This is a genomic window from Paenibacillus sp. FSL R7-277 (genome assembly GCF_000517965.1).
Lineage (GTDB): Bacteria > Bacillota > Bacilli > Paenibacillales > Paenibacillaceae > Paenibacillus_AQ > Paenibacillus_AQ silagei.
Window position 1 is genome coordinate 86,809 of the sequence record NZ_ASPX01000001.1, and the last position, 20,783, is coordinate 107,591.

Consider the following 20,783-nt stretch of genomic DNA (forward strand, 5'->3'; position numbering starts at 1 on the left):
GATCACGATGGAGGTCTTGAAAAGAAAAAGACTGCTGATTATGCTTAGCCTTCCGTTGGCCTTAATCTTGTTTGCTGTCATCTGGAGTACGGTATCAAGGATTGATGCTGATCAGAACAGTTATCCGGTTCGCCTGCTTGAAGTCACGGAAGATGGCATAAGCCAGTTAACCTCCCTCAAAACCGATTTTCCAGATTTCACAGTCGTTACCATGAGTATGAAACGTTTTGTCGCTTTACGCGATGATCTGGATGGGCAGTATGACGGCATATTTATAGGTAAAGGTACCTATAGTCCAGTAACTCTGGGAAACCTTAAGGATAAAGATGTCTCTGTGCGCTCTGCGGCTATGAACACCTCGTTAATTCAGAATGATATTACGCGTCTTCGTGTAGATGACATCAATAAGCTCTTTATTATGAAGGGCTTGTATGTGATTTTTCATGAACAGACTTTCTTAGATCAAGAGAAGGCTGAGGCCAGAAAAGGAATCCTCTACGAAGCATTTAATCCTTTGCGCAGAACCTCGGCTTCGAAGAGTAACGTTCTCTTTCTGAATGATTCCGGACTTAATGATTTCTTCAAGGGACTGAAGAATGACAGCTCCAAGCTGAAACAACGCCCCCAACTGCAAATCACCAACAGTGATGAGATCAGCAATTATGTTCCGGATTCCACTAGGGGGAAGATTTACACTCCCGGTGACAAATTGAAGTTCAACTTTAATGTAAGCAATACCTCTGATCTTGCGAATCATCCTTTGACCGCCAAACTATATATTAATCTTGATAAGTCTATTGCTATGGGTGAGCAGCAGGTTGTCGCATCTGTCAAAGTAAATAAAGCCAATGGTACGGTGGAGTACATTCTTCCCCGGACATTCTCAGGACTGTTATATTGGAAACTCGAGATTAGTGACCCTACCAGCACTTCGCAGTTAAAAGACTATGAACGCGGAAGCATCCGTTACCGTAATCGTAATGAGCAGACTGTTATAAGAGTCCTGCAGATCACACCTCCGGGTTCCACTACTTCTCCCATTCATGAGAGCAGTCTAAAAAAATCAATAAACATGAATCAGAATTTTTTAGGCAATGAGGATTACAAGCTGGATATTACCGTTATGAATATAGATGAATTCAATTATTATATTGAGAGTACCTTAGCAAATACACATGAATATGGCCTTAATGGTGTCTATGACATGCTACTGTTCGGATTCCGGGATGAATACTACTCGAAGACAATAATGAAGCCATTGTCTATCACAGCAGTAAAGGAGTTCATTAACGAATCCAAGCAGAGCGCAATGTTCACACATGATACAGTTATCAACCTCTACGGAGGTAACACTTGGGTCAATAATTTCAAAGAGATTACAGGCCAGAAAGATCCTGTTGTTAACCTTGGTCATAATGCACTTAATCCATCAAAAAAAGTAACGCCGGTAAATGACGGATTGCTTATGCAGTACCCTTTTTACTTGAGTCAACAGACTAGCAGCGGTACCCAGAACAGTATAGGTGAACCCAAAGTAGCCAAGACCCACAATCAGTACTTCACGCTGGATCTGGAAGACCGGACAGTTGTACCCTGGTACAACATCATCAGCGAATCAGGCGACGCAAACAAACGGACTCCTGATGACAGTTGGAACCATTATTACACCTACTCCAAAGGAAACGTAACCTATTCAGGAACAGGCCATCTATTTGGATCTAATCTTTCGAGCAGCGAGTCAGTGTTCCCGGAGTGGGAACAGAAGCTTTTTGTTAACACGATGTACAGAGCATTTATGGGTGCTAACCACGCTCCCAGCATCACTGCATATTCACCTATTGAAGGAGCCGTCATTCCATCCTATCAAGATAAGCTGACTGTAAGCTATTTGGTAGCCGATCTGGATTTGAAGGACCGTACTCTGACCACTAATCTGAAGTTCATCGTGAACGGAACAGAATTGACCAGCCCGGACTACATGATCCACAACCGGCGTGTAGGATCTGAAGAGACTATTACACAGACCTTCAAGAACCCGCTTAGCGAAAGTGGCAATATTGAAATCATGATCACAGCACAAGATGACCAGGGCGCTTCCGCTTCACCGGTCATCATCCCATTGACCGTCTCAAAGGTGGAATCCACTTTATCTATAGGCCGAAGCCAGTCCGCCACCAAAATAGGCCGTGACAAGCGGGTAACGATCGATTACAGCATTGCACCAAAAACCTTAAGGCTAGAGGATGTTCAACCTCAGTATCAGGGGAAAAATAACCTGTTAATTTCCGGCCTGCACTATGAGGAAAAATTCGCTCCAAATCTTGAATTTGAGGGTGAAGCCTTGCCGCAAGGATTCACCAAGACCGGAAGTCTCAGTGAAGGTTACACTATAAAAGGAACTTTTGAGAATATCACTTTTCAGTTAACTACAATTGATGGTAAGCAGTACTATAAGCCGGTTAATCCTAACAGTACGTCAGACCCGCTTATATATAAATTCACTCTGAGCTTCAAACCTAAGGCAGCAGTGAAATATATACTGGATAACTCCAGCATTACGTACGATGATATCCATGCTCCCGCAGAATCTGTACCTACGGCAGCACCTACAGCGGCGCCTACTGTTGCAGCAACACCGATTCCGACACCGACACCTACGCCAACACCGGTTCCGACTGTAGCTCCTCCGGTGTTCCCGGGTTCTACAGCACCTATTTCGGCTCTGGGGGTTGCTAAGGATTATACTGTCTTTATGTTGAAAGACATCCGCTATGATAATAATAGTTTTCAGAATAAAGGCCGAACTGCTGCAGGAAGAAACGTAAAAGCACAATCTTTTACCTTGGGTGATACACTTACTGATGCTGTTTTGGTTGTAGGCAATGACTTGTACTGGGGCTCATGGGGAGGGAAAATTTCCGGCAAAGGATATTATGGAAATAACATTGAAATGCATGCCTATTTATCGCAAGAAGAGCGAGCAAACATTACGAAGGGTTCTCCACTAGATTTTACAACGATTGGCTCTCAACTCATTGGCCGATCTGCATACATGGGAAGTCTAACAGGCAAGGAGATCAAAGTTTCTGAGGATAGCGATCTTGTAGTTTCGGGAGAAGATAAAAAATTAAACATTTTCAACGTAAAACCAAGCAATCTAAATAATATTAATTTACGCAGCCTCAAAATTAATGCACCAGCAGATTCAACAGTCTTGATTAATATTGCAGGAGAATCAATCAAGTTTATAAATGGGAGCGTATCTGTTAATGGAGTAAGCAGCAACCATATTATCCTCAATTTCTATCAAGCCAAATCCTTGACAGTCGAGAGTTATGGTGAAATTAATCAGTCTATTCTTGCCCCATTAGCTAATATCAATCTCACAGGGAGCTTTAATGGAAATATTATCGGTGAGTCTCTATTAACTATAGGATCTAGCGGAATCGCGATAGGTTATCAACCCTTTGAGGGCTCGTTGCCTGAAATGCCTGCCGCAACCACTGCACCAACCGCAGTCCCTACAGCGACTCCTACCCCAGTAGCTACAGCAACAGCTACACCAGTGCCTACTGCTAGTGCCTCACCAACTGTGATGCCGACAGCTACGCCAGTTCCAACAACTGTGACTATGAAGTTTTTAGCTGTTAATCTGGAAGTAATTATTGAGATTACTTCAATTGCTGTTCACGATGAGAACATACTGGTTGATCAAGAGCTATCGCTCCCGTCCATAACTACAATTCTGCCAGATGATGTAGATGCGAAGGACCGCACGCTTCTATGGACCATCGTCAGCGGCAAAGACTTCATTAAATTCACAAGCGATGGTATCATCCAAGGAATTGCGCCCGGTGAAGCAGAGATTCAAGCCTCTGCTCAAGATGGAAGCAAGGTTGTCAGCAATATAGCCAGGATTACTGTGACAGCACCTATTCCGCCTGAGCCGATACGCACCATTGAGCTTACCGGAGATATTTCAGGAACTGCCAATACCCCAATTAATTTGAATGCTGTATACACCAGTAATCCAGTTGAGACGGATATAAACTATAAGTGGACAGCCACAGATGGGAATGGCACCAACGTTAATCAATACCTGACAACAAGTGGTCCAACTTCACCTACGGGAACCTTTAATGCACCGCAGAGTGGGATCTATACTATCACGGTAACTGCATACAGCAACAGCAATAAGGCTGGCTCCCCAGCCACCAAGATCATTACCATCACCAATCCTTTAAGGGACTTTACTATTGATAGTGCTGATAGTGTTTTTGTCGGCAAATTCATTGAGATGAGTGTAAAGGACTTCGCTCCTAATAACGCAGATGATGCTTTAGATATCCATTGGAGCTTAGTTGGAGATGGTGCTCAATATGCAAGCTTAACTAAAGCCCCAGACGATACGAATGATACTAAGTATATTTTCACTGGCATCAAGGCAAAGGATACTGTCACTGTTTCAGTCACGGCAGGAGGCATTACTAGGACTAAGAGAATTAAGATCGAACCTTTGGTTCTTACGGATATCCAGTTTACCGGGACTATAGTGGAGATGAACGTTGGCGACTCCAGACCTCTGGACCAACTTCTCTGGTTCTCGCCAAGAGAGATTACTTTGAATGATGTTCGGGATCAATTGGATTGGACAAGTACTTTCTCAGGAATTGCCTCCTTCCAAACTCCTGTTACTGCAGACAACCGGGGGATAATCCATGCACACAAAAGCGGAAGTACGCTGGTAACTGTACAGTATGTTAACAACCCTCTAATTAAGACAACCATACTCGTCAAAGTATATCCTCTCGATACGGATGACCGTTACTAAGGAAAACTAGATGACAATATTAAAAGGAGCCTTTAAGCGCAGTAGATACTGACGCGAAGGGGCTCCTTTTAATGCTGTATACCGTCAATTCACCAGTTGCATAGGTCCGACATTTACATTGACGGTTTGCACTCTGGGTAAGCTGGATTGCTGATTCTCATAGATGTCCGGTTTATAATCTATCACAAAACGCTCTGGATTAGCCACTTGGTTAATGATTAGCCCGTCAGAACTGTCTGGAAGAGGCTCCCTCACATTACCTTTCACTGCATGTACAGTCAGGTCGTCTTTGGCAAAAAAACCGCCGATCAGGTGAAACATAGAGCCCACACCATACAATTCACCACTGGAGTCTGTATAAAAGAAAGCTTCCATCGTTTCCTGTGCGCTTGGTTCGTTCACAGCAAAGGCGTGCAGGCGGTTGATAAGCACTTTCCCTTTGGAGATCAAGACCAGTTCTTTGGTCTCCAGGTCATTACCCTGAAGTCCCCGAATATTTGCATCCTCAACCGTTGTATCACCTAACACCAGCAACGTCGAATCAAACTTAACGTTGCCTTTGATTTTAACATTCCCAGTAACTAATATATTGGCCCGGACTGGTAAAAAATCCGGTTTAAAGTTGTTGATCTCTAAATTCCCCGCAACGATGAACCAGCGAGGCATACTCCCGCTTTTGGGGTCACTATCATTGGACAGTCCCAGCGGATAAAACAATTTCTTGTAGGCTAACCCATCGATAACTAAATTTCCGTTAAAAACAACTGTGGAATCCAAGTTCTCCAACTGCTGTAGTTTCTCATTGTATATTTCAAGATCCCTTTGATACTGAGCAAGGGCAGCCTCATCAGCATCTGGGAGAACTTTGTCCAGAGCTACCGGCATCCCTTGAATATGTGTGACCTCCGAACGCCCGATGATCCAAGAATTCAAGTCTGCAATGCCTTTATTGTATTCTCCACGTACACTGTTTCTTAACGATTTTTGAGTAAAATCATCCTTTGAGGAGGATAACCCTTGTGCCAGCTTATCGAAAAACGACTCCTCAACGTTGATTTGGACAAATTTATTTTTCTCTTTAATTTTGATGTTAGCCGGATTCACGTGCAGAATCTTAGCCAATAAATCATTCCTTGCGCTCTCTGATTCAGGGAGGGAGGTCATTGTATCTTCTTGATCTTCTGACAGGATACTCTCTTTCGGCTGGAAATTCTCTTTATACTTGATATTGCTCATTGCTTGAACATGTACCTCACCCGGGGCTGACCCATCCGCATTACTCATGACGGTAGGGAAATCCAAGGTGACTTCAGGATATCTATGTCCCAAGTAAGTGTACCAAGGTGTATTCGTTATCAGCAGCTTCTCTCCGGCATACACATTGCCCATAAGTACAGGAGCTCCATTCAGTCTGAGAGTCTTCTCTGAGCCGAATACATACTTCAGGAAGTCTGGATAACTGTCTATAATAACCTGTTGCCTTAGTGTCCGTTCTACTCCGTTAACCACCGCCTTGGAGCTGATATTGATCGTATACTGGATAGATTGGTTTTGTTTTCTGATTTTTTTGTCCTTAGTATCATCATATTTGATGCCATCGACTGAGCCCCTGCTGGAAGATTGTAATTCTGTAGCTACCTTCAGACTGGACTTGTTGTCATCCAGCTTCGCCAGAATGACTCCCAGGCTTTCCGGGTCAATATCCTCCAGTTGTAATCCCTTCAGCTCGGATTGAATATAGGCCGCAGCTTCATTAAGTCCTTTTTGGGCAAGATGCAGGGACTGTACGTCACTCTCCCTTGTTTCACTTCTTTGGGCTCCTCCAATGGTTGCACCTAGAACTGCTAATCCGAGAATTGTAAGCAGGAGGACAATCAACATTACCAGTACGAGTGCAGAGCCTTGTTCAGACTTCATGCGGGAGAACCGCTCCGCCTGTCTGCTCCTATTCATAAACCACAATCCCATTTCTGCCCACCGCTCCTAGAATCCGAATTTGCTCTCAACCGCAAGCTGTCGTCTGGTATCTCCACGTTCTAAAGTCAGAGAAAGCTTGATATTTAGCAGGCCACTCTCACAAGGCTGTATCGAATTTGCACTGCATTCCAAGCTCATTGAAGAATCCGGGCCCAACGTGGAATCTGTCGAAGTCCTTGTATGATATGTATCTCCTAGTGTTGGAGTAGTTACGTCACCCACTGGATCGGGAGTTGTTGATGCGGGGTCAGTTGTTGGAAGCTCACTTATTACTAACTGCCCGCCGGATATGCCTATTGCTACTTCATCGATCCCACCGCTAATATTATCTCTGCGCAGAAGTATAGTCTTATTCACTTCATCCGAAGAGATCGTGTTTGGAGCAAAGGTATAGATTTCAGTAATAATAGCAGACATCAGTAAGTCACTTTCATCCCTCAAAGTATTCTCCATAGTCACTCTCTGATAACTCTGCACACCAAACGTCATTACTCCATAGACGAGTGCGGATACCAGAGAAAACAAAGTCAAAGCTGCAATAAGCTCAATTAGCGTAAAGCCCTGCTCTTTGCGGAGAAGATCAACGAATTTTCTCATCTGTAATATATCCCTCCACAACAGTCTCCTTACCATTCGTTCTAACCTGGCTGGAATCCCGCACTCTGACCCGAACCGGCAAAAGGTACTCGGCAGTAGCCTTCTCAATGGCATCCGATGAATGTATCATTCCTGTATGGAGAGTAGACTGATATTCAATATCTATTTGATAAGTGATGTTATTAATCGTAGGATTCAGCACCTTCGCCAGAGTATTCACGTCGCTTACAGCAGCACTGTAGACGCTACAGCTCACTGTTGTCTCTGTCAATGGAACACAACCGGAAGCTTGAATCGCAGGGTGGCCTATAATCTCAGGTTCTGCTCCTGAAGCAGGTTTGCCTTTAAGGTACAGCTCCAGCTTATCAAAATCCTGCTTCTCCATATAAAACAAAGCGTTCCGCGCCAGATTGACCATGATCGTCTTGTTCTGGTTGGATTTGGAGTAGGATAGCGCGTTGGTGAAATAGGAGGTCAGCACCAGGGACACTATCGACAGAATGACGATGGCGGCCAGCACCTCGATTAAGGTGAAGCCCGCTTCCTTGCCCCGCTCGCGGCTGCGGTTCCATGGGTCTTTCCAGGACATTATGTTCGCTCCCTATACTCTATTGAAATTTAAATTATGGGTTTATCCATGTCTTCAGTCCTGTGTCCTTGCATGTTTATATGAATCTTTCTACCTACTTCCATTATATTCTTTCTCCTCTAGCAGCAGCAATGCTTGCGGACAATAAATCTGGAGAAATCTACAGTTTATATCAGGTAGGGGCTGTGCTATCATGTGGGCAGAAAGGGGATACGCAAATGGCTTTGATTGAATGTAAATTTTATTCGGAGGTGCTGGGGCTCAGTACTTCTATGACTGTCATTCTGCCGCAGCAGACCACTACGCAGATTGGAATGAGCAATGTCTCCAAAGGGACCTTACACCCCACCCTGTACCTGCTGCACGGCCTGTCTGACGATGATTCGATCTGGCTGCGCCGGACCTCGATTGAGCGTTATGTAGCAGAGCTGGGCATCGCAGTTGTTATGCCGCAGGTCCACCGCAGCTTCTACACGGATATGGAGGCGGGCGGTAAGTACTGGACATTCATTAGCGAGGAGTTACCGGCGCTGGCCCGTTCCTTCTTCCCTTTGTCGGCCAAGCGCGAGGATAACTTCGTGGCGGGATTGTCGATGGGCGGTTATGGGGCAATGAAGCTGGGACTGCGCAAGCCGCAGGACTGGGCCGCAGCAGCGAGTCTGTCCGGGGCACTCAATATGGCACACAATTTCTTGAACTTTGAAGATCCATCGCAGAGAACCAAGGATTATTTGCAGATTTTTGGGGACAAAGACATTGCTGGTTCTCCGGAAGATCTGCTATGGCTGCTAGAGGAAGTGAACCGCTCCAAAGGGCCGAAGCCGCTGCTCTATCAGTGCTGTGGAACCGAGGATTTCCTGTATGAGGATAATCAGGTCTTCCGTAAGGCCTGCTCCAAGACCAAGCTGTCTCTGACCTACGAGGAAGGGCCGGGCGAGCATGAGTGGGGATACTGGGATACCAAGATCCGCGATGTGCTGAAGTGGCTGCCTTTAAGCAAGTAGAAGCTTCCAGATTGTAAGCGGATACGGATCATTCCCGTAAGCTTCTACCTGGGGTGCGGAGAATATAACATTACCTCTCAAAAAAAAGACTGTCCTACCGCATCTAACCGATGCTGAGTAGAGACAGTCTTTCGTTTATCCTCTAGTTTCGCCTTCAGGCTCTCCCAGGCTTACTCCGCAGCATGTCCATGCTGCTTCACCCATTCACCCGCAGCTGTCAGGTCCGCTTCGGCCCGCCCGATGGCGGCCTGCACCTGAACCGTGGCGGTACCGCCGTAGACATTACGGGCGTTCACCACGGCCTCCGGCTGGAGCACCGCATAGATCTGATCGTCGAACAGCGGCGAGAACTGCTTGAATTCGTCCAGCGTCAGATCCAGCAGGAACTTGCCCTCGTTGATGCAATACAGGACGGTCTTGCCGATCACCTCATGCGCCTGACGGAACGGCAGGCCTTTGCCCACCAGGAAGTCGGCGATATCGGTCGCGTTGGAGAAGTCCGTGTTCACCGCTTCACGCATCCGCGCCTTGTTCACCTTCATGGTGGAGATCATCGGCGCGAACAGCTGCAAGGCCCCTGTAAGGGTAGCTACGGTATCGAACATGCCTTCCTTGTCTTCCTGCATGTCCTTGTTATAGGCCAGCGGCAGCGACTTCAGCACGGTCAGGAGTCCGATCAGGTTGCCGTAGACACGGCCTGTCTTGCCGCGTACCAGCTCCGGCACATCCGGGTTCTTCTTCTGCGGCATGATGCTGCTGCCGGTGCAAAAGGCATCATCCAGCTCCACGAAGCTGAATTCGGTGCTACTCCAGAGTACCAGCTCTTCGCTGAGCCGGGACAGGTGAGTCATCACGAGCGATGCATTCGCCAGGAACTCCACAATGAAGTCGCGGTCGCTGACCGCATCCAGACTGTTCTCATACACGCTATCGAAGCCAAGCTGCTCAGCCACAAAGTGGCGGTCAATCGGGAACGTGGTTCCCGCCAGCGCCCCGGCACCCAGCGGCAGTACGTTAATCCGCTTGTAGCTGTCGGTCAGGCGCTCCGCATCGCGGCGGAACATCGACACGTAGGCCAGCAGATGATGCGCGAACAGAATCGGCTGTGCCCGCTGCAGGTGTGTGTATCCTGGAACGATGGTCTCCAGGTTATCCTTGGCCTGCCCGATCAGTGCACCCTGCAGTTCATGCAACAGCGCGACCAGCTCCACCACGCGGTTACGCAGGTAGAGGTGCATATCTGTCGCCACCTGATCGTTGCGGCTGCGGCCGGTGTGCAGCTTGCCGCCGACCGGGCCGATCTGTTCGATCAGGTTCTTTTCAATATTCATGTGGATATCTTCATCGGCAACCGAGAATACAATCTCCCCCGCACGCACCTTGTCCAGCACCTTATTCAGCCCGGCCTTGATCGTCTCCACATCTTCCTGCGGCAGAATTCCGCATTTGCCCAGCATCGTGACATGGGCCAGACTGCCCTGCACATCCTCTTCCGCCAGCACTTTATCGAACTCGATAGAAGCCGTATATTCCTCTACCAGCTTGTTCGTTCCTTTGGTAAAACGTCCGCCCCACAGCTTGCTCACCTGTTGTTCCTCCTCGATAGACGTTAGAAGGGCCGCCCCTGTCCGGTTGGGAGGAACGGCCTTCTTGTGTCCGCTTTTATATGCTGCTACTTATTTATTGGATTCTGCTACGCCTGCCGATACCTTCAGACGCAAGGCATTCAGACGGATGAAGCCGGTCGCATCGCCCTGGTCGTAGGCCTGGGTAGGATCTGCCTCCATGGTGGCGATATCCGGGTTGTACAGGCTGACCGGACTCTTCACTCCGGCGCCGATGATGTTGCCCTTGTAGAGCTTCACGCGTACCGTACCGGTCACGTTCTTCTGGCTCTCCTTCACCAGGGCCTGCATCGCAATTCGCTCCGGTGCGAACCAAAAGCCGTTATACACCAGCGTGCTGTAACGGGTGATCAAGCTGTCACGCAGGTTCATCACTTCACGGTCCATGGTGATCGATTCCATTTTGCGGTGAGCGGTGAACAGAATCGTTCCGCCCGGAGTCTCATACACGCCGCGGCTCTTCATGCCGACAAAACGGTTCTCGACCATATCCACGCGTCCAATCCCATGCTTGCCGCCCAGCTCATTGAGTTTCTCCATGACTTGCAGCGGGGACAACGCCTCACCGTTCAGCGCTACGCAGTCGCCCTTGAGGAAGTCCAGTTCCAGGTACTCGGCTTCATCCGGAGCATCCTCTGGAGCATTCGAGAGCAGGAACATCTCCTTGTTCTCCGATGCGCTTGGATCGAACCACGGATCTTCCAGCACGCCACTCTCATAGCTGATATGCAGCAGATTGCGGTCCATCGAGTACGGCTTAGCCGCTGAGGCTTGTACCGGAATACCATTGGCTTCGGCATAAGCGATCATCTCCGCACGGCCCGGGAACTGGTTGCGGAACTCTTCCAGACGCCAAGGCGCAATTACCTTAATGCTCGGTGACAATGCAGCGGCATTAAGTTCAAAACGCACCTGGTCATTCCCTTTACCTGTAGCTCCATGGGCAATGGCTGTAGCGCCTTCGGCGATAGCGATATCCACCATACGCTTGGCGATCAGCGGACGGGCAATGCTGGTGCCCAGCAGATATTGTCCCTCATAGAGTGCGCCCGCCTGGAACATCGGGTAGATGAAGTCATTCGCGAATTCGTCGCGCAGATCATCGATGTAGACTTTGGACGCGCCGGTGGCGAGTGCTTTTTCCTCCAGACCGTCCAGTTCTTCTTTTTGACCGATATCGGCTGTAAAAGCAATAATCTCCGCATCATACGTTTCTTTCAGCCATTTCAGAATGACTGAGGTATCCAGCCCGCCGGAATAGGCGAGTACAATTTTTTCTTTTGGCATGGGGGTTTAGCTTCCTTTCGGTGTGGAGGGTGATAAGATCAACTTTAACTTCTTAAACGGGTTTTGGACGTCACTCCAGAGAATATTTGGACTTCCGGCCGCTGTTGTCTACAGATTTCTTGATTTATAGCCGCTGATCGCGGTTGAAATCCGTAGACAAAGGCGGACGCTGACGCTCCTACAGTTCCAAAATCCCCTTCCGATCCTCCCAACCCTCTTATGTAAGTTCCTGTTGATCTTATATATGGTTTTGTATATAAAATTAAATTACTTTAACCCATGGCATGCTGACGGTTGGCTGTGCCCGATTAAGGTGCCCTGGGTAGACTTAATTGCAATCTGTACAACTAAATTGGCTGATATAACGCCGAATGTGCGTTTAGCTGTAGTTCGTGCAATTAAAATGCCTCTATACCTGAATTCTCGCCCATTCGGGCAGATTTAGTTGTACAGACTACAGTTAGAAGAGAAAACTCTTACTTTTCACTGTTTTTAATTGCACATAATACACTTATCTCTGAAAGTCCGCTTCGAACGTCAACTTCATACATTAGCGCATTTGTGGAATGAACTCATATCTGGCCTCCTGATGGCTCTGCTAGGCTACATCTGCATCTAGCCCATCAAAGCCGCCATAAGCGCCTTCTGCGCATGCAGGCGGTTCTCCGCCTGATCGAAGATCACGGAGTTCGGGCCGTCGATGACGCCGGTGCTGACCTCTTCCTCCCGGTGGGCGGGCAGGCAGTGCAGGAACAGATAATCGCTCTTCGCGCCTTTCACCAGCTCCTCGTTGACCTGATAGTCCTTGAACGCCGCTTCACGCGCCAGCTGCTCGGCCTCGAAGCCCATGCTTGCCCAGACATCCGTATAGATCACATCAGCGTCCTGTACCGCCTCCTGCGGGCTGCGGGTCACAGTGATGACCGAGCCTGTCTCCTTGGCGATCTCACGCGCCTCGGCCACCACAGCCTCGTCCGGCTCGTAGCCTTCCGGTCCGGCAACCGCGACATGCACACCCAGCTTGGCGCCACCGATCAGCAGAGAATGGGCCATATTATTGCCGTCGCCGATATACGCCAGCTTGAGGCCCTTCAGCTTGCCCTTGTGCTCGTATACAGTCTGATAATCCGCCAGCACTTGGCAGGGATGCGCCAGATCGCTGAGGCCGTTGATTACAGGAATCGAGGCATAACGGGCCAACTCTTCCACTTTATCATGGCCGAACGTACGGATCATGATACCGTCCAGATAACGCGACATGACCTGGGCCGTATCACCAACCGTCTCGCCGCGGCCCAGCTGAATATCATTTTTGCTGAGGAACAATGCATGTCCGCCCAGCTGATACATCCCCACTTCGAACGACACCCGTGTACGGGTAGAGGATTTCTCAAAAATAAGCCCGATCGTCTTCCCCAGCAACGGCTGGTAGACCTCACCGTTCTTCTGCTTGCGCTTCAGCTCAATCGCAAGGTCAATCAAATACGTGATTTCCTCCGGGCTGTAATCATTCAGCTCCAGCAAATCACGGCCTTTGAGCTGTGCGGCAATCGTCTCTGTTACGCCTGGTGCACCGTGACTCATGAATTTGCCTCCCCGCTTACTTTGTTAGCATAAGTATGAATTAGTTCCGATAGGATGTCCACCGCCTGATCAATTTCATCGGTGCTGACATACAGATTAGGCAGCAGCCGGATCACATCCGAGCCAGCCTGAACGAACAGCAGTCCGCGCTTCTGTCCCGCGAGAACAATCTCGGCTACCGGCTCCTGGCATTCGATGCCGATCAGCAGGCCTTTGCCGCGAATCTCCTTCACAAAAGAAGTATCCGCCAGCTTCGCTCTCAGCTGTCCGCGTAAGTATTCGCCCATCTCCGCCGCCCGCTCGGGCAGCTTATCTTCAAGCATGGTCTCAATGGTCGCTTCCATCACCGCTGCCGCCAGCGGGGTGCCGCCGAAGGTACTGGCGTGGCTGCCCGGGCTGAAGGCCTCGCGCAGATAGCCTTTACCGAGCATCACACCGGCCGGGAAGCCGCTCGCCACACCTTTGGCCAGGGTAAAGATGTCCGGCTCAATGCCGTAATGCTGATGAGCGAACAGCTTGCCTGTACGGCCCATGCCGGTCTGCACCTCGTCCACGATGAGCAGCAGCCCGTGCTCCTTGCACAGTGCCACGACACCATCCAGGAATTCCTGCTCTACTACAATAATGCCGCCTTCCGCCAGCACCATCTCCAGCATAATCGCTGCCGTATGCTCCGTAATGGCGGCTTTCAGCGCCTCCAGATCATGCAGCGGCACCGTCTTGAAGCCTACCGGAAGCGGCAGGAAGCCTTCCTTGACCTTCGCCTGTCCGGTGGCTGTCAGAGTAGCCAGTGTACGGCCATGGAACGATTGCTCGAAGGTAATCACTTCATAGCGGTCCGTCCCCTTCACCTTCTGGTGATACCGGCGCGCCAGCTTGATGGCCGCTTCATTCGCTTCCGCTCCGCTGTTGCAGAAGAAGACCTGATCCGCACAGCTATTCTCTGTCAGCAGCGCAGCTACCCGGTCCTGGCCCGGAATGTGGAACAGGTTCGAGACATGCCACAGCGTATCAATCTGCTCCTTGAGCTTCGCACCGACCTTCTCCGGCGCATGGCCCAGACTCGTTACCGCAAGTCCGCACATGAAGTCCAGATACTTGTTACCCTGCTCATCCCATACCCAACTGCCCTTGCCTTTGACCAGACTGAGGTCATATCTGGCGTAAGACGGGAATACCGCACTCAGCTTGGCAGGAGCGGCCCCCTGCCCGTCCGTTCCCGCTGAACGTTCCTGCAGCGCCCCTGTCAAAGAATTCTTGTCCGTTTGCGTAAGCTCACTCATTCTTAGTCACTCTCCCACCATGCTGCTGCCGGCTTCCCGTCAGCGCGTCTTATTATTCTTCCAGCCTATCTATGCTCTTACAATCCGCGTGCCCAGCGCTTCGCCCTTCAGCACCCGGCTGAGTACACGCGGCTCTTTGCCGTCTACAATAATAACCTCGGACACCTGGCCCTGGATGCAGTCCATCGCGGCACGCACCTTGGGAATCATTCCGCCGTAGATTTCGCCGTTCTCAATCAGTGCTTCGATCTGTGCCACCGTTACGGACGGAAGCACCACCTTCTCCCCGTCCACCGTCCGCATAATGCCCGGCACATCCGTAACCACGATCATACTCGGTGACCCTATATAAGAAGCCACCGCTCCGGCAGCGGTATCCGCGTTGATGTTATACCGCTGGCCTTCGCCATCTACGCCCACTGGTGCGATCACCGGAATATAGCCCATCGCGAGGATACCCGTCACAATCTCCGCTCGAACACCGGTCACTTCGCCCACCAGACCCACTTCATCGTGATTGGCCACCGGGTGCGCCATGATCAGGTTGCCGTCAACGCCGGACAACCCGAGTGCCTGCCCCCCGCTAGCCTGAATTCGGCGGACAATCGCCTTGTTGATGCTGCCGGCCAGGGTCATCTCGACCACATCCAGCACCTCTTCCGTCGTTACCCGCAGGCCGTTCACGAAGCGGCTCTCAATGCCGAGCTTCTCCAGATTGCCGGAGATCGCCGGGCCGCCGCCATGCACGATTACAGGCTGATTTCCGCCGGCCTGAAGCTCCCGCAGATCCTCGAAGAATGAATCCGGCAGCGCCGCCAGCGTACTCCCCCCGCATTTCATTACGAACAACCCGGCGGCCCCCGCCTGCGCCTGAGGCTCTATCGGTTCTAACGTCATCTCCCTGCCCCCTGTAAGTAAAAGCTTAGTCGGCTTTCGGCCGCTGTTGTAATCCGGTGAAACTATCTGCACTACGTACGGTAAGCCGCGTTAATCCGCACATAGTCATAAGTCAGGTCACAGCCCCAGGCTGTAGCCTGCCCGCTGCCATCCGACAAGGTTACCGTGATCAGCACGGTATCGCTTTTTTGCAGATAATGCAGTGCCTGCTCCTCATCAAAAGCCACCGGACGCGATCCGCGCAGCACCTCGATCTCACCCAGCTTAATATCTACCCGCTCCGGCGATACCGGAACGCCCGCGCGCCCTACGGCCGCGATAATCCGCCCCCAGTTGGCATCCGCGCCGAAGATCGCCGACTTCACCAGGCTTGAGCCGACCACGGTCTTGGCAATCGCCGCCGCAGCCTCATCATGCACCGCCCCGTTCACCTGCACCTCAATCAGCTTCGTGGCCCCTTCGCCGTCACGGGCAATCGCCATGGCCAGACTCTGGCAGACATGGGTGAACGCCGCTGCAAAAGCTTCCCAGTCCGCATGCGTACGCGTCAGCTTCTCATTACCGGCAAGACCGCTGGCCATAGTGACCAGCATATCGTTCGTACTGGTGTCACCATCCACTGTAATCATATTAAAAGTAGTGTTCGTCGCGCTTCGCAGCAGACTAAGCAGATCCTCGCCGTCAATGAGCACATCGGTGGTCATGAAGCCCAGCATCGTCGCCATATTCGGGTGAATCATCCCGGAACCCTTCGCAGCCCCGGCAATCGTAACCTCTGTACCGCCTACCGTTACTTTTACGCAGCTTTCTTTTTTGACCAGATCGGTTGTCAGAATCGCCTGGCTGAATTCCTCCGCACCGGCAGCGCCCGCGTCCAGCTTCTCCGGCAGTCCGGCAATCCCGCTGCGCACACAGTCCATCTTCAGCAATTCCCCGATCACACCCGTGGAAGCGACAGCAACATCCAGCTCATTCACGCCCAAATAACGGGCAGCCTCCGCACGCATCTCATACGCATCCGCCTCGCCCTGGTCCCCTGTACAAGCATTGGCATTGCCGCTGTTCACGATCACCGCTTGCAACGTCCCGTCCGCCAGACTCTCCCGCGTAACCTTCAGCGGAGCCGCCTGAAACACATTGGTCGTATACACCGCAGCGGCCGTAGCAGGCACCTCACAGAGAATTGCGCCGAGGTCATTACGCTCAGTTTTTTTGAGACCGCAGTGCAGGCCACCGGAGGTGAAGCCCTTAGGTGCAGTAATACTTCCGCCTTCTACGACGATATATAGTGGTTGCTCACTCATGATATTGTTTGACCGCTTGCGCTTATGGATACACTGGTGTGTAACCAAGCCCGCGGGTTTCCTCCCATCCCATCATCAAATTGAGGTTCTGAATCGCTTGCCCTGCGGCGCCCTTAACGATATTGTCGATGACCGACACAATGGTAACCCGTCCGGTACGCGCGTCTGTGGCGAAGCCGATATCGCAGTAATTCGATCCGCTGACTTCCTTCGTCGCCGGAACCACGCCGGGCTCACGCACCCGCACATACGGTCTGCCTGCATAATATTTACGATATAAATCTACGAGTTCCTGTTCACTATGTTCACCATTCAGTCCGGCATACATCGTAGTCATAATCCCCCGGGTCATCGGCACCAGATGGGTAGTGAAGGTTACTGTAACTTTCTCCCCGGCAATATCGGTAAGCACCTGTTCAATTTCCGGGATATGCTGATGCTTGTTGATTTTGTAGGCTTTGAAGTTCTCATTCATCTCGGCAAAATGCACCATCAGGCTCGTTCCCCGCCCTGCCCCGGACACCCCGGATTTCGCATCAATAATGATGCTGTCCGGCTTGATCCAGCCTGCCTCCAGCGCCGGAACCAGCCCCAGCAGCGTAGCTGTCGGGTAACATCCCGGATTCGAGATAAAGTCCACTCCGGCCGCACGTTCGCCGTACACCTCGCATAACCCGTATACCGCCTGCTCCAGATACGCTGCCGGAGGAGCCGGATGCTTATACCACTGCTCATACTCCGCGCCATCCTTCAACCGGAAGTCCCCCGACAGATCGACAACCTTGAGTCCTGCCTCAAGCAGCCCGGGCACCAGCTTCGCACTCACTCCGGAAGGGGTAGCAGTGAATACAACATCCGCTCTGCTTGCAATCTCTGCTGCATCTACACCATCCAGCTTACGCTGCACCACTCCCGTGAGATGCGGAAAACCCTCCTCAATCGGCGCACCCGCACTCGAAGAGGAAATCACTGAAGTAATCTCTATATCAGGGTGGCCCTGCAGCAGCCTGATCAGCTCCACGCCCCCATAACCCGTTGATCCGACAATCGCCGCTCTCAGCTTGTCTGTCACTGTCATCCCCGCTTCCCGTTTCTCATTTCTATCATTATCGCTCATGCATAACCGTCCTGCAAATATGTATTATTATACGACCGAATTAATATAAATACAACACGTTGCGTTAACTTTATTCAGCTGGCGCACAAGAAGAAACGCAGGGTTATCCTATTCGCTACAGTATATCAAAAGAAGCGCAGAGCCCCCTTAAGGGAGTCTACGCTTCTCTTTTGAAACCTTCGCCCAGCACCTCATGAGCCTCGGTAATAATCACAAATGCACCCGGGTCCACCGAGCGGACGATCGCCTTGAGCCTGGTAATTTCATTCTGGCCTACCACGACCATCAGCACCGTACGGTTATCCCCGGTATAGCCGCCTTGCGCATTCAGCTTGGTCAGCCCGCGGTCCAGATCATTCAGAATCGCCTGCGAGATGTCCTCTGTGTAATCCGAGATGATATACGCCACCTTCGTGGTGCTGAAGCCCACCTCCAGCGCGTTGATCACCCGGCCGGTAACGAACAGCCCGATCAGTGCATACATCGCCTGCTCCATTCCCAGCACAAAAGCCGCCAAGGTAATTACCGTACCATCCAGCAGCACGACAGACAGCGAGAAGCTGAAGCCGGTTAGCTTTTGAATAATCTGTGCCGCAATGGTCAGTCCGCCCGTAGAGCCGCGCCCCCGGAAGACGAGGCCCAGACCGAGACCCACACCAATTCCTCCATAGATAGAGGCCAGGAGCGGATTCGTGGTCGGCACGGGCCCGTCCTTCGTCAGGAAGATAAACAGCGGCAGCACAAAGCTGCCTAAGAGAGAGCGGATACCGTACTGTTTGCCGAGAAAGATTACACCGAGAATGAAGAGCGGAATATTAAGCGCCCACTGGGTAAAAGCAGGCTCTGCCCCAAACCAGGCCTCAGCCAGCACCGACAGCCCCGACACCCCGCCGGATGCAATCCGGTTCGGGAGGAAGAACAGGTTGAACGCCAGCCCGGTGATCAGCGAGCCGATCAGAATAAGCGCAATGTCCACCGTATGACGCAGCGGTCCGTTCAAGGGAATGAGCGGAGGTTTGTTGCGTGAATTGATTTTTTGCATGGTTGGCCGGACTCCTTTATGTTCAGACAAAAATTCCTACACCTCCGAAGACGCGTAGGAATTTGATTACTTTTATTCAGCTTCCGTCTTGATCTGGCTCCGCAGATACCCGTCAATGAACCCGTCCAGATCGCCGTCCATTACCGCTCCAACGTTGCCTGTCTCTACAGAGGTGCGGTGATCCTTCACCATGCTGTAAGGATGGAATACGTAGGAACGAATCTGGCTGCCCCAGGCAATCTCGGATTGTTCCCCGCGGATCTCGTCCAGATGTGCCTGCTGCTCCTGAATTTTGCGCTCATAGAGCTTGGAACGCAGCATCTTCATTGCCTGCTCCCGGTTCTTGATCTGTGAACGCTCATTCTGACAGGTGACCACCACGCCGGTAGGCATATGCGTAATCCGCACCGCTGAATCGGTTGTATTGATGTGCTGACCGCCCGCGCCGCTGGCCCGGTACGTATCAATCTTCAGGTCTTCCGTACGGATATCCACCTCGACGTCGTCAGCAATCTCCGGTACCACATCGCAGGATACGAAGGAGGTATGCCGTCTGCCTGAGGAGTCAAAAGGCGAAATGCGCACCAGCCGGTGAACGCCCTTCTCTGCCTTAAGGTACCCATATACATTGTGGCCCTTAATTAACAAAGTTACACTCTTGATTCCCGCTTCATCGCCCGGAAGATAATCCAGCACATCGACCTTGAAGCCCCGCTTCTCCGCCCAGCGTGTGTACATGCGCAGCAGCATTTGGCCCCAGTCCTGAGACTCGGTACCGCCTGCCCCCGGATGGAGCTCCAGAATGGCATTCAGCTTGTCATATGGCTGATTGAGCAGCAGCTGCAGCTCGAACTCATCCACTCGGGCGCTTATACTGCGGATCGTTCCGGCTATCTCTTCAGCCAGTGCGTCGTCGCCTTCGTCATCGGCCAGCTCCGCCATCATGGCAGCATCGTCATAATCCTGCTGGAGCTTCTCAAATTGATCAACCACCGATTTCACGGCATTCATCTCGCCAATCACGCTCTGCGCCTGATCGGGATCATCCCAGAACCCGGGAGCCGCCATCTTCTCTTCAAAGTTCGCTATCATCTCCAGCTTCAGGTCTAAGTCAAAGTGACCCCCTAAGGTTGGTTAATTTCTTGCCCATTTCACGCAGGTCCTGCTTCACATTAGGATCGATCAATTGGATCACATCACCTTTCATAATTGAATATTGCGCCGGGCTGCCGGTTTGGGCTTGCCGGTATGACGAACCTCTTTGCGGATGACGCTTCGCTTCATCCGTAACATGGCCCGGTGTCCGCCGTAACTGCGGGAAATGTTTGGACTTTCGGCCGCTGTTAGGATTGAATTCCCTCATTTAAACTGCTCCTCGCAGTAGAAATTCAATCCTAAAGGCGGACGCTACCGCTCCTACAGTTCCAAACTTCCCCTCCGTCACTTCCACCTTGGCCATAACCATCTGAACTCTCCGTCTGCCGTACATAGATGCGTCAAAGGGCCTTCAAGCCCAAAAAAGCAGCCGGGCCGCAAACGGGGAGTCCCCCGGGCCCAGCCGCTTTTTATTGTCATTATAACCTAAGTGCAAGTGCACAAAACAGGAAGTACGATCGGGTGAAAGGTACTCGCAGCTTAACGCCTGC

The 20,783-nt window shown here is 51.1% G+C and carries 15 protein-coding genes; 2 read left to right on the forward strand and 13 right to left on the reverse strand.

All coding sequences use genetic code 11. The annotated features are described in order from the left end of the window. Nucleotides 1–7: 7 nt before the first annotated feature. Nucleotides 8–4,831: a DUF5057 domain-containing protein gene (locus C173_RS00365; protein WP_036721202.1), complete on the forward strand. Its 4,824-nt coding sequence runs from the start codon at nucleotides 8–10 to the stop codon at nucleotides 4,829–4,831. 84 nt (nucleotides 4,832–4,915) lie between these two features. On the opposite strand, the gene C173_RS00370 is transcribed toward C173_RS00365, so the two are convergent. From C173_RS00370 to C173_RS00380, 3 genes are all read right to left on the reverse strand, one after another. After that, nucleotides 4,916–6,748 carry a hypothetical protein gene (locus C173_RS00370; protein WP_155991152.1) on the reverse strand — a complete coding sequence of 611 codons (1,833 nt, stop codon included), beginning with the start codon at nucleotides 6,746–6,748 and terminating at the stop codon, nucleotides 4,916–4,918. A gap of 66 nt (nucleotides 6,749–6,814) precedes the next feature. Further along, a complete protein-coding gene (locus C173_RS32585) occupies nucleotides 6,815–7,405 on the reverse strand; it encodes a prepilin-type N-terminal cleavage/methylation domain-containing protein (RefSeq protein WP_051477717.1) in 591 nt (196 codons plus the stop codon). Continuing rightward, complete coding sequence (locus C173_RS00380; RefSeq protein ID WP_036721208.1) at nucleotides 7,389–7,994, reverse strand: type IV pilus modification PilV family protein; 606 nt, start codon at nucleotides 7,992–7,994, stop codon at nucleotides 7,389–7,391. The genes C173_RS32585 and C173_RS00380 overlap by 17 nt, the downstream gene beginning before the upstream one ends. Nucleotides 7,995–8,212: 218 nt before the next feature. Here C173_RS00380 and C173_RS00385 point away from each other — a divergent pair, with 218 nt between their 5' ends. Continuing rightward, nucleotides 8,213–8,998 (forward strand): alpha/beta hydrolase, encoded by a 786-nt coding sequence (locus tag C173_RS00385; RefSeq protein ID WP_036721210.1) that lies wholly within the window; start codon nucleotides 8,213–8,215, stop codon nucleotides 8,996–8,998. A 170-nt stretch (nucleotides 8,999–9,168) separates the two neighbouring features. On the opposite strand, the gene argH is transcribed toward C173_RS00385, so the two are convergent. The 10 genes from argH to C173_RS34575 form a co-directional block, all read right to left on the reverse strand. Continuing rightward, nucleotides 9,169–10,584, reverse strand: a complete 1,416-nt coding sequence (argH, locus tag C173_RS00390) for an argininosuccinate lyase (protein ID WP_036721212.1) — start codon at nucleotides 10,582–10,584, stop codon at nucleotides 9,169–9,171. A gap of 90 nt (nucleotides 10,585–10,674) precedes the next feature. Continuing rightward, nucleotides 10,675–11,910: an argininosuccinate synthase gene (locus C173_RS00395; RefSeq protein ID WP_036721214.1), complete on the reverse strand. Its 1,236-nt coding sequence runs from the start codon at nucleotides 11,908–11,910 to the stop codon at nucleotides 10,675–10,677. A 615-nt stretch (nucleotides 11,911–12,525) separates the two neighbouring features. After that, complete coding sequence (argF, locus tag C173_RS00400) at nucleotides 12,526–13,494, reverse strand: ornithine carbamoyltransferase (RefSeq protein ID WP_036721218.1); 969 nt, start codon at nucleotides 13,492–13,494, stop codon at nucleotides 12,526–12,528. Beyond that, nucleotides 13,491–14,777 carry an aspartate aminotransferase family protein gene (locus C173_RS00405; protein ID WP_036721221.1) on the reverse strand — a complete coding sequence of 429 codons (1,287 nt, stop codon included), beginning with the start codon at nucleotides 14,775–14,777 and terminating at the stop codon, nucleotides 13,491–13,493. Before C173_RS00405 ends, argF begins: the two co-directional genes overlap by 4 nt. 69 nt (nucleotides 14,778–14,846) lie before the next feature. Next, nucleotides 14,847–15,674 carry an acetylglutamate kinase gene (argB, locus tag C173_RS00410; protein WP_036721224.1) on the reverse strand — a complete coding sequence of 276 codons (828 nt, stop codon included), beginning with the start codon at nucleotides 15,672–15,674 and terminating at the stop codon, nucleotides 14,847–14,849. Nucleotides 15,675–15,745: 71 nt separating this feature from the next. Next, a complete protein-coding gene (argJ, locus tag C173_RS00415; RefSeq protein ID WP_036721226.1) occupies nucleotides 15,746–16,978 on the reverse strand; it encodes a bifunctional ornithine acetyltransferase/N-acetylglutamate synthase in 1,233 nt (410 codons plus the stop codon). Between the two features lie 22 nt (nucleotides 16,979–17,000). Beyond that, nucleotides 17,001–18,056, reverse strand: a complete 1,056-nt coding sequence (argC, locus tag C173_RS00420; RefSeq protein WP_036721301.1) for an N-acetyl-gamma-glutamyl-phosphate reductase — start codon at nucleotides 18,054–18,056, stop codon at nucleotides 17,001–17,003. A gap of 196 nt (nucleotides 18,057–18,252) precedes the next feature. After that, the gene (locus C173_RS00425; protein ID WP_155991154.1) at nucleotides 18,253–19,137 is read right to left on the reverse strand and encodes a YitT family protein; all 885 of its coding nucleotides are present in this window, start codon (nucleotides 19,135–19,137) and stop codon (nucleotides 18,253–18,255) included. A gap of 72 nt (nucleotides 19,138–19,209) precedes the next feature. Further along, nucleotides 19,210–20,344, reverse strand: a protein-coding gene (gene prfB, locus C173_RS00430) for a peptide chain release factor 2 (protein ID WP_155991162.1) whose coding sequence is annotated in 2 segments (ribosomal slippage) — nucleotides 19,210–20,250 and nucleotides 20,252–20,344 — 1,134 coding nt in all. Because the reading frame shifts where the segments join, the coding sequence is not laid out codon by codon here. Then, nucleotides 20,249–20,500, reverse strand: coding sequence for a hypothetical protein (locus tag C173_RS34575; protein ID WP_036721230.1), 252 nt, complete (start codon nucleotides 20,498–20,500; stop codon nucleotides 20,249–20,251). Before C173_RS34575 ends, prfB begins: the two co-directional genes overlap by 96 nt. Nucleotides 20,501–20,783: the final 283 nt, after the last annotated feature.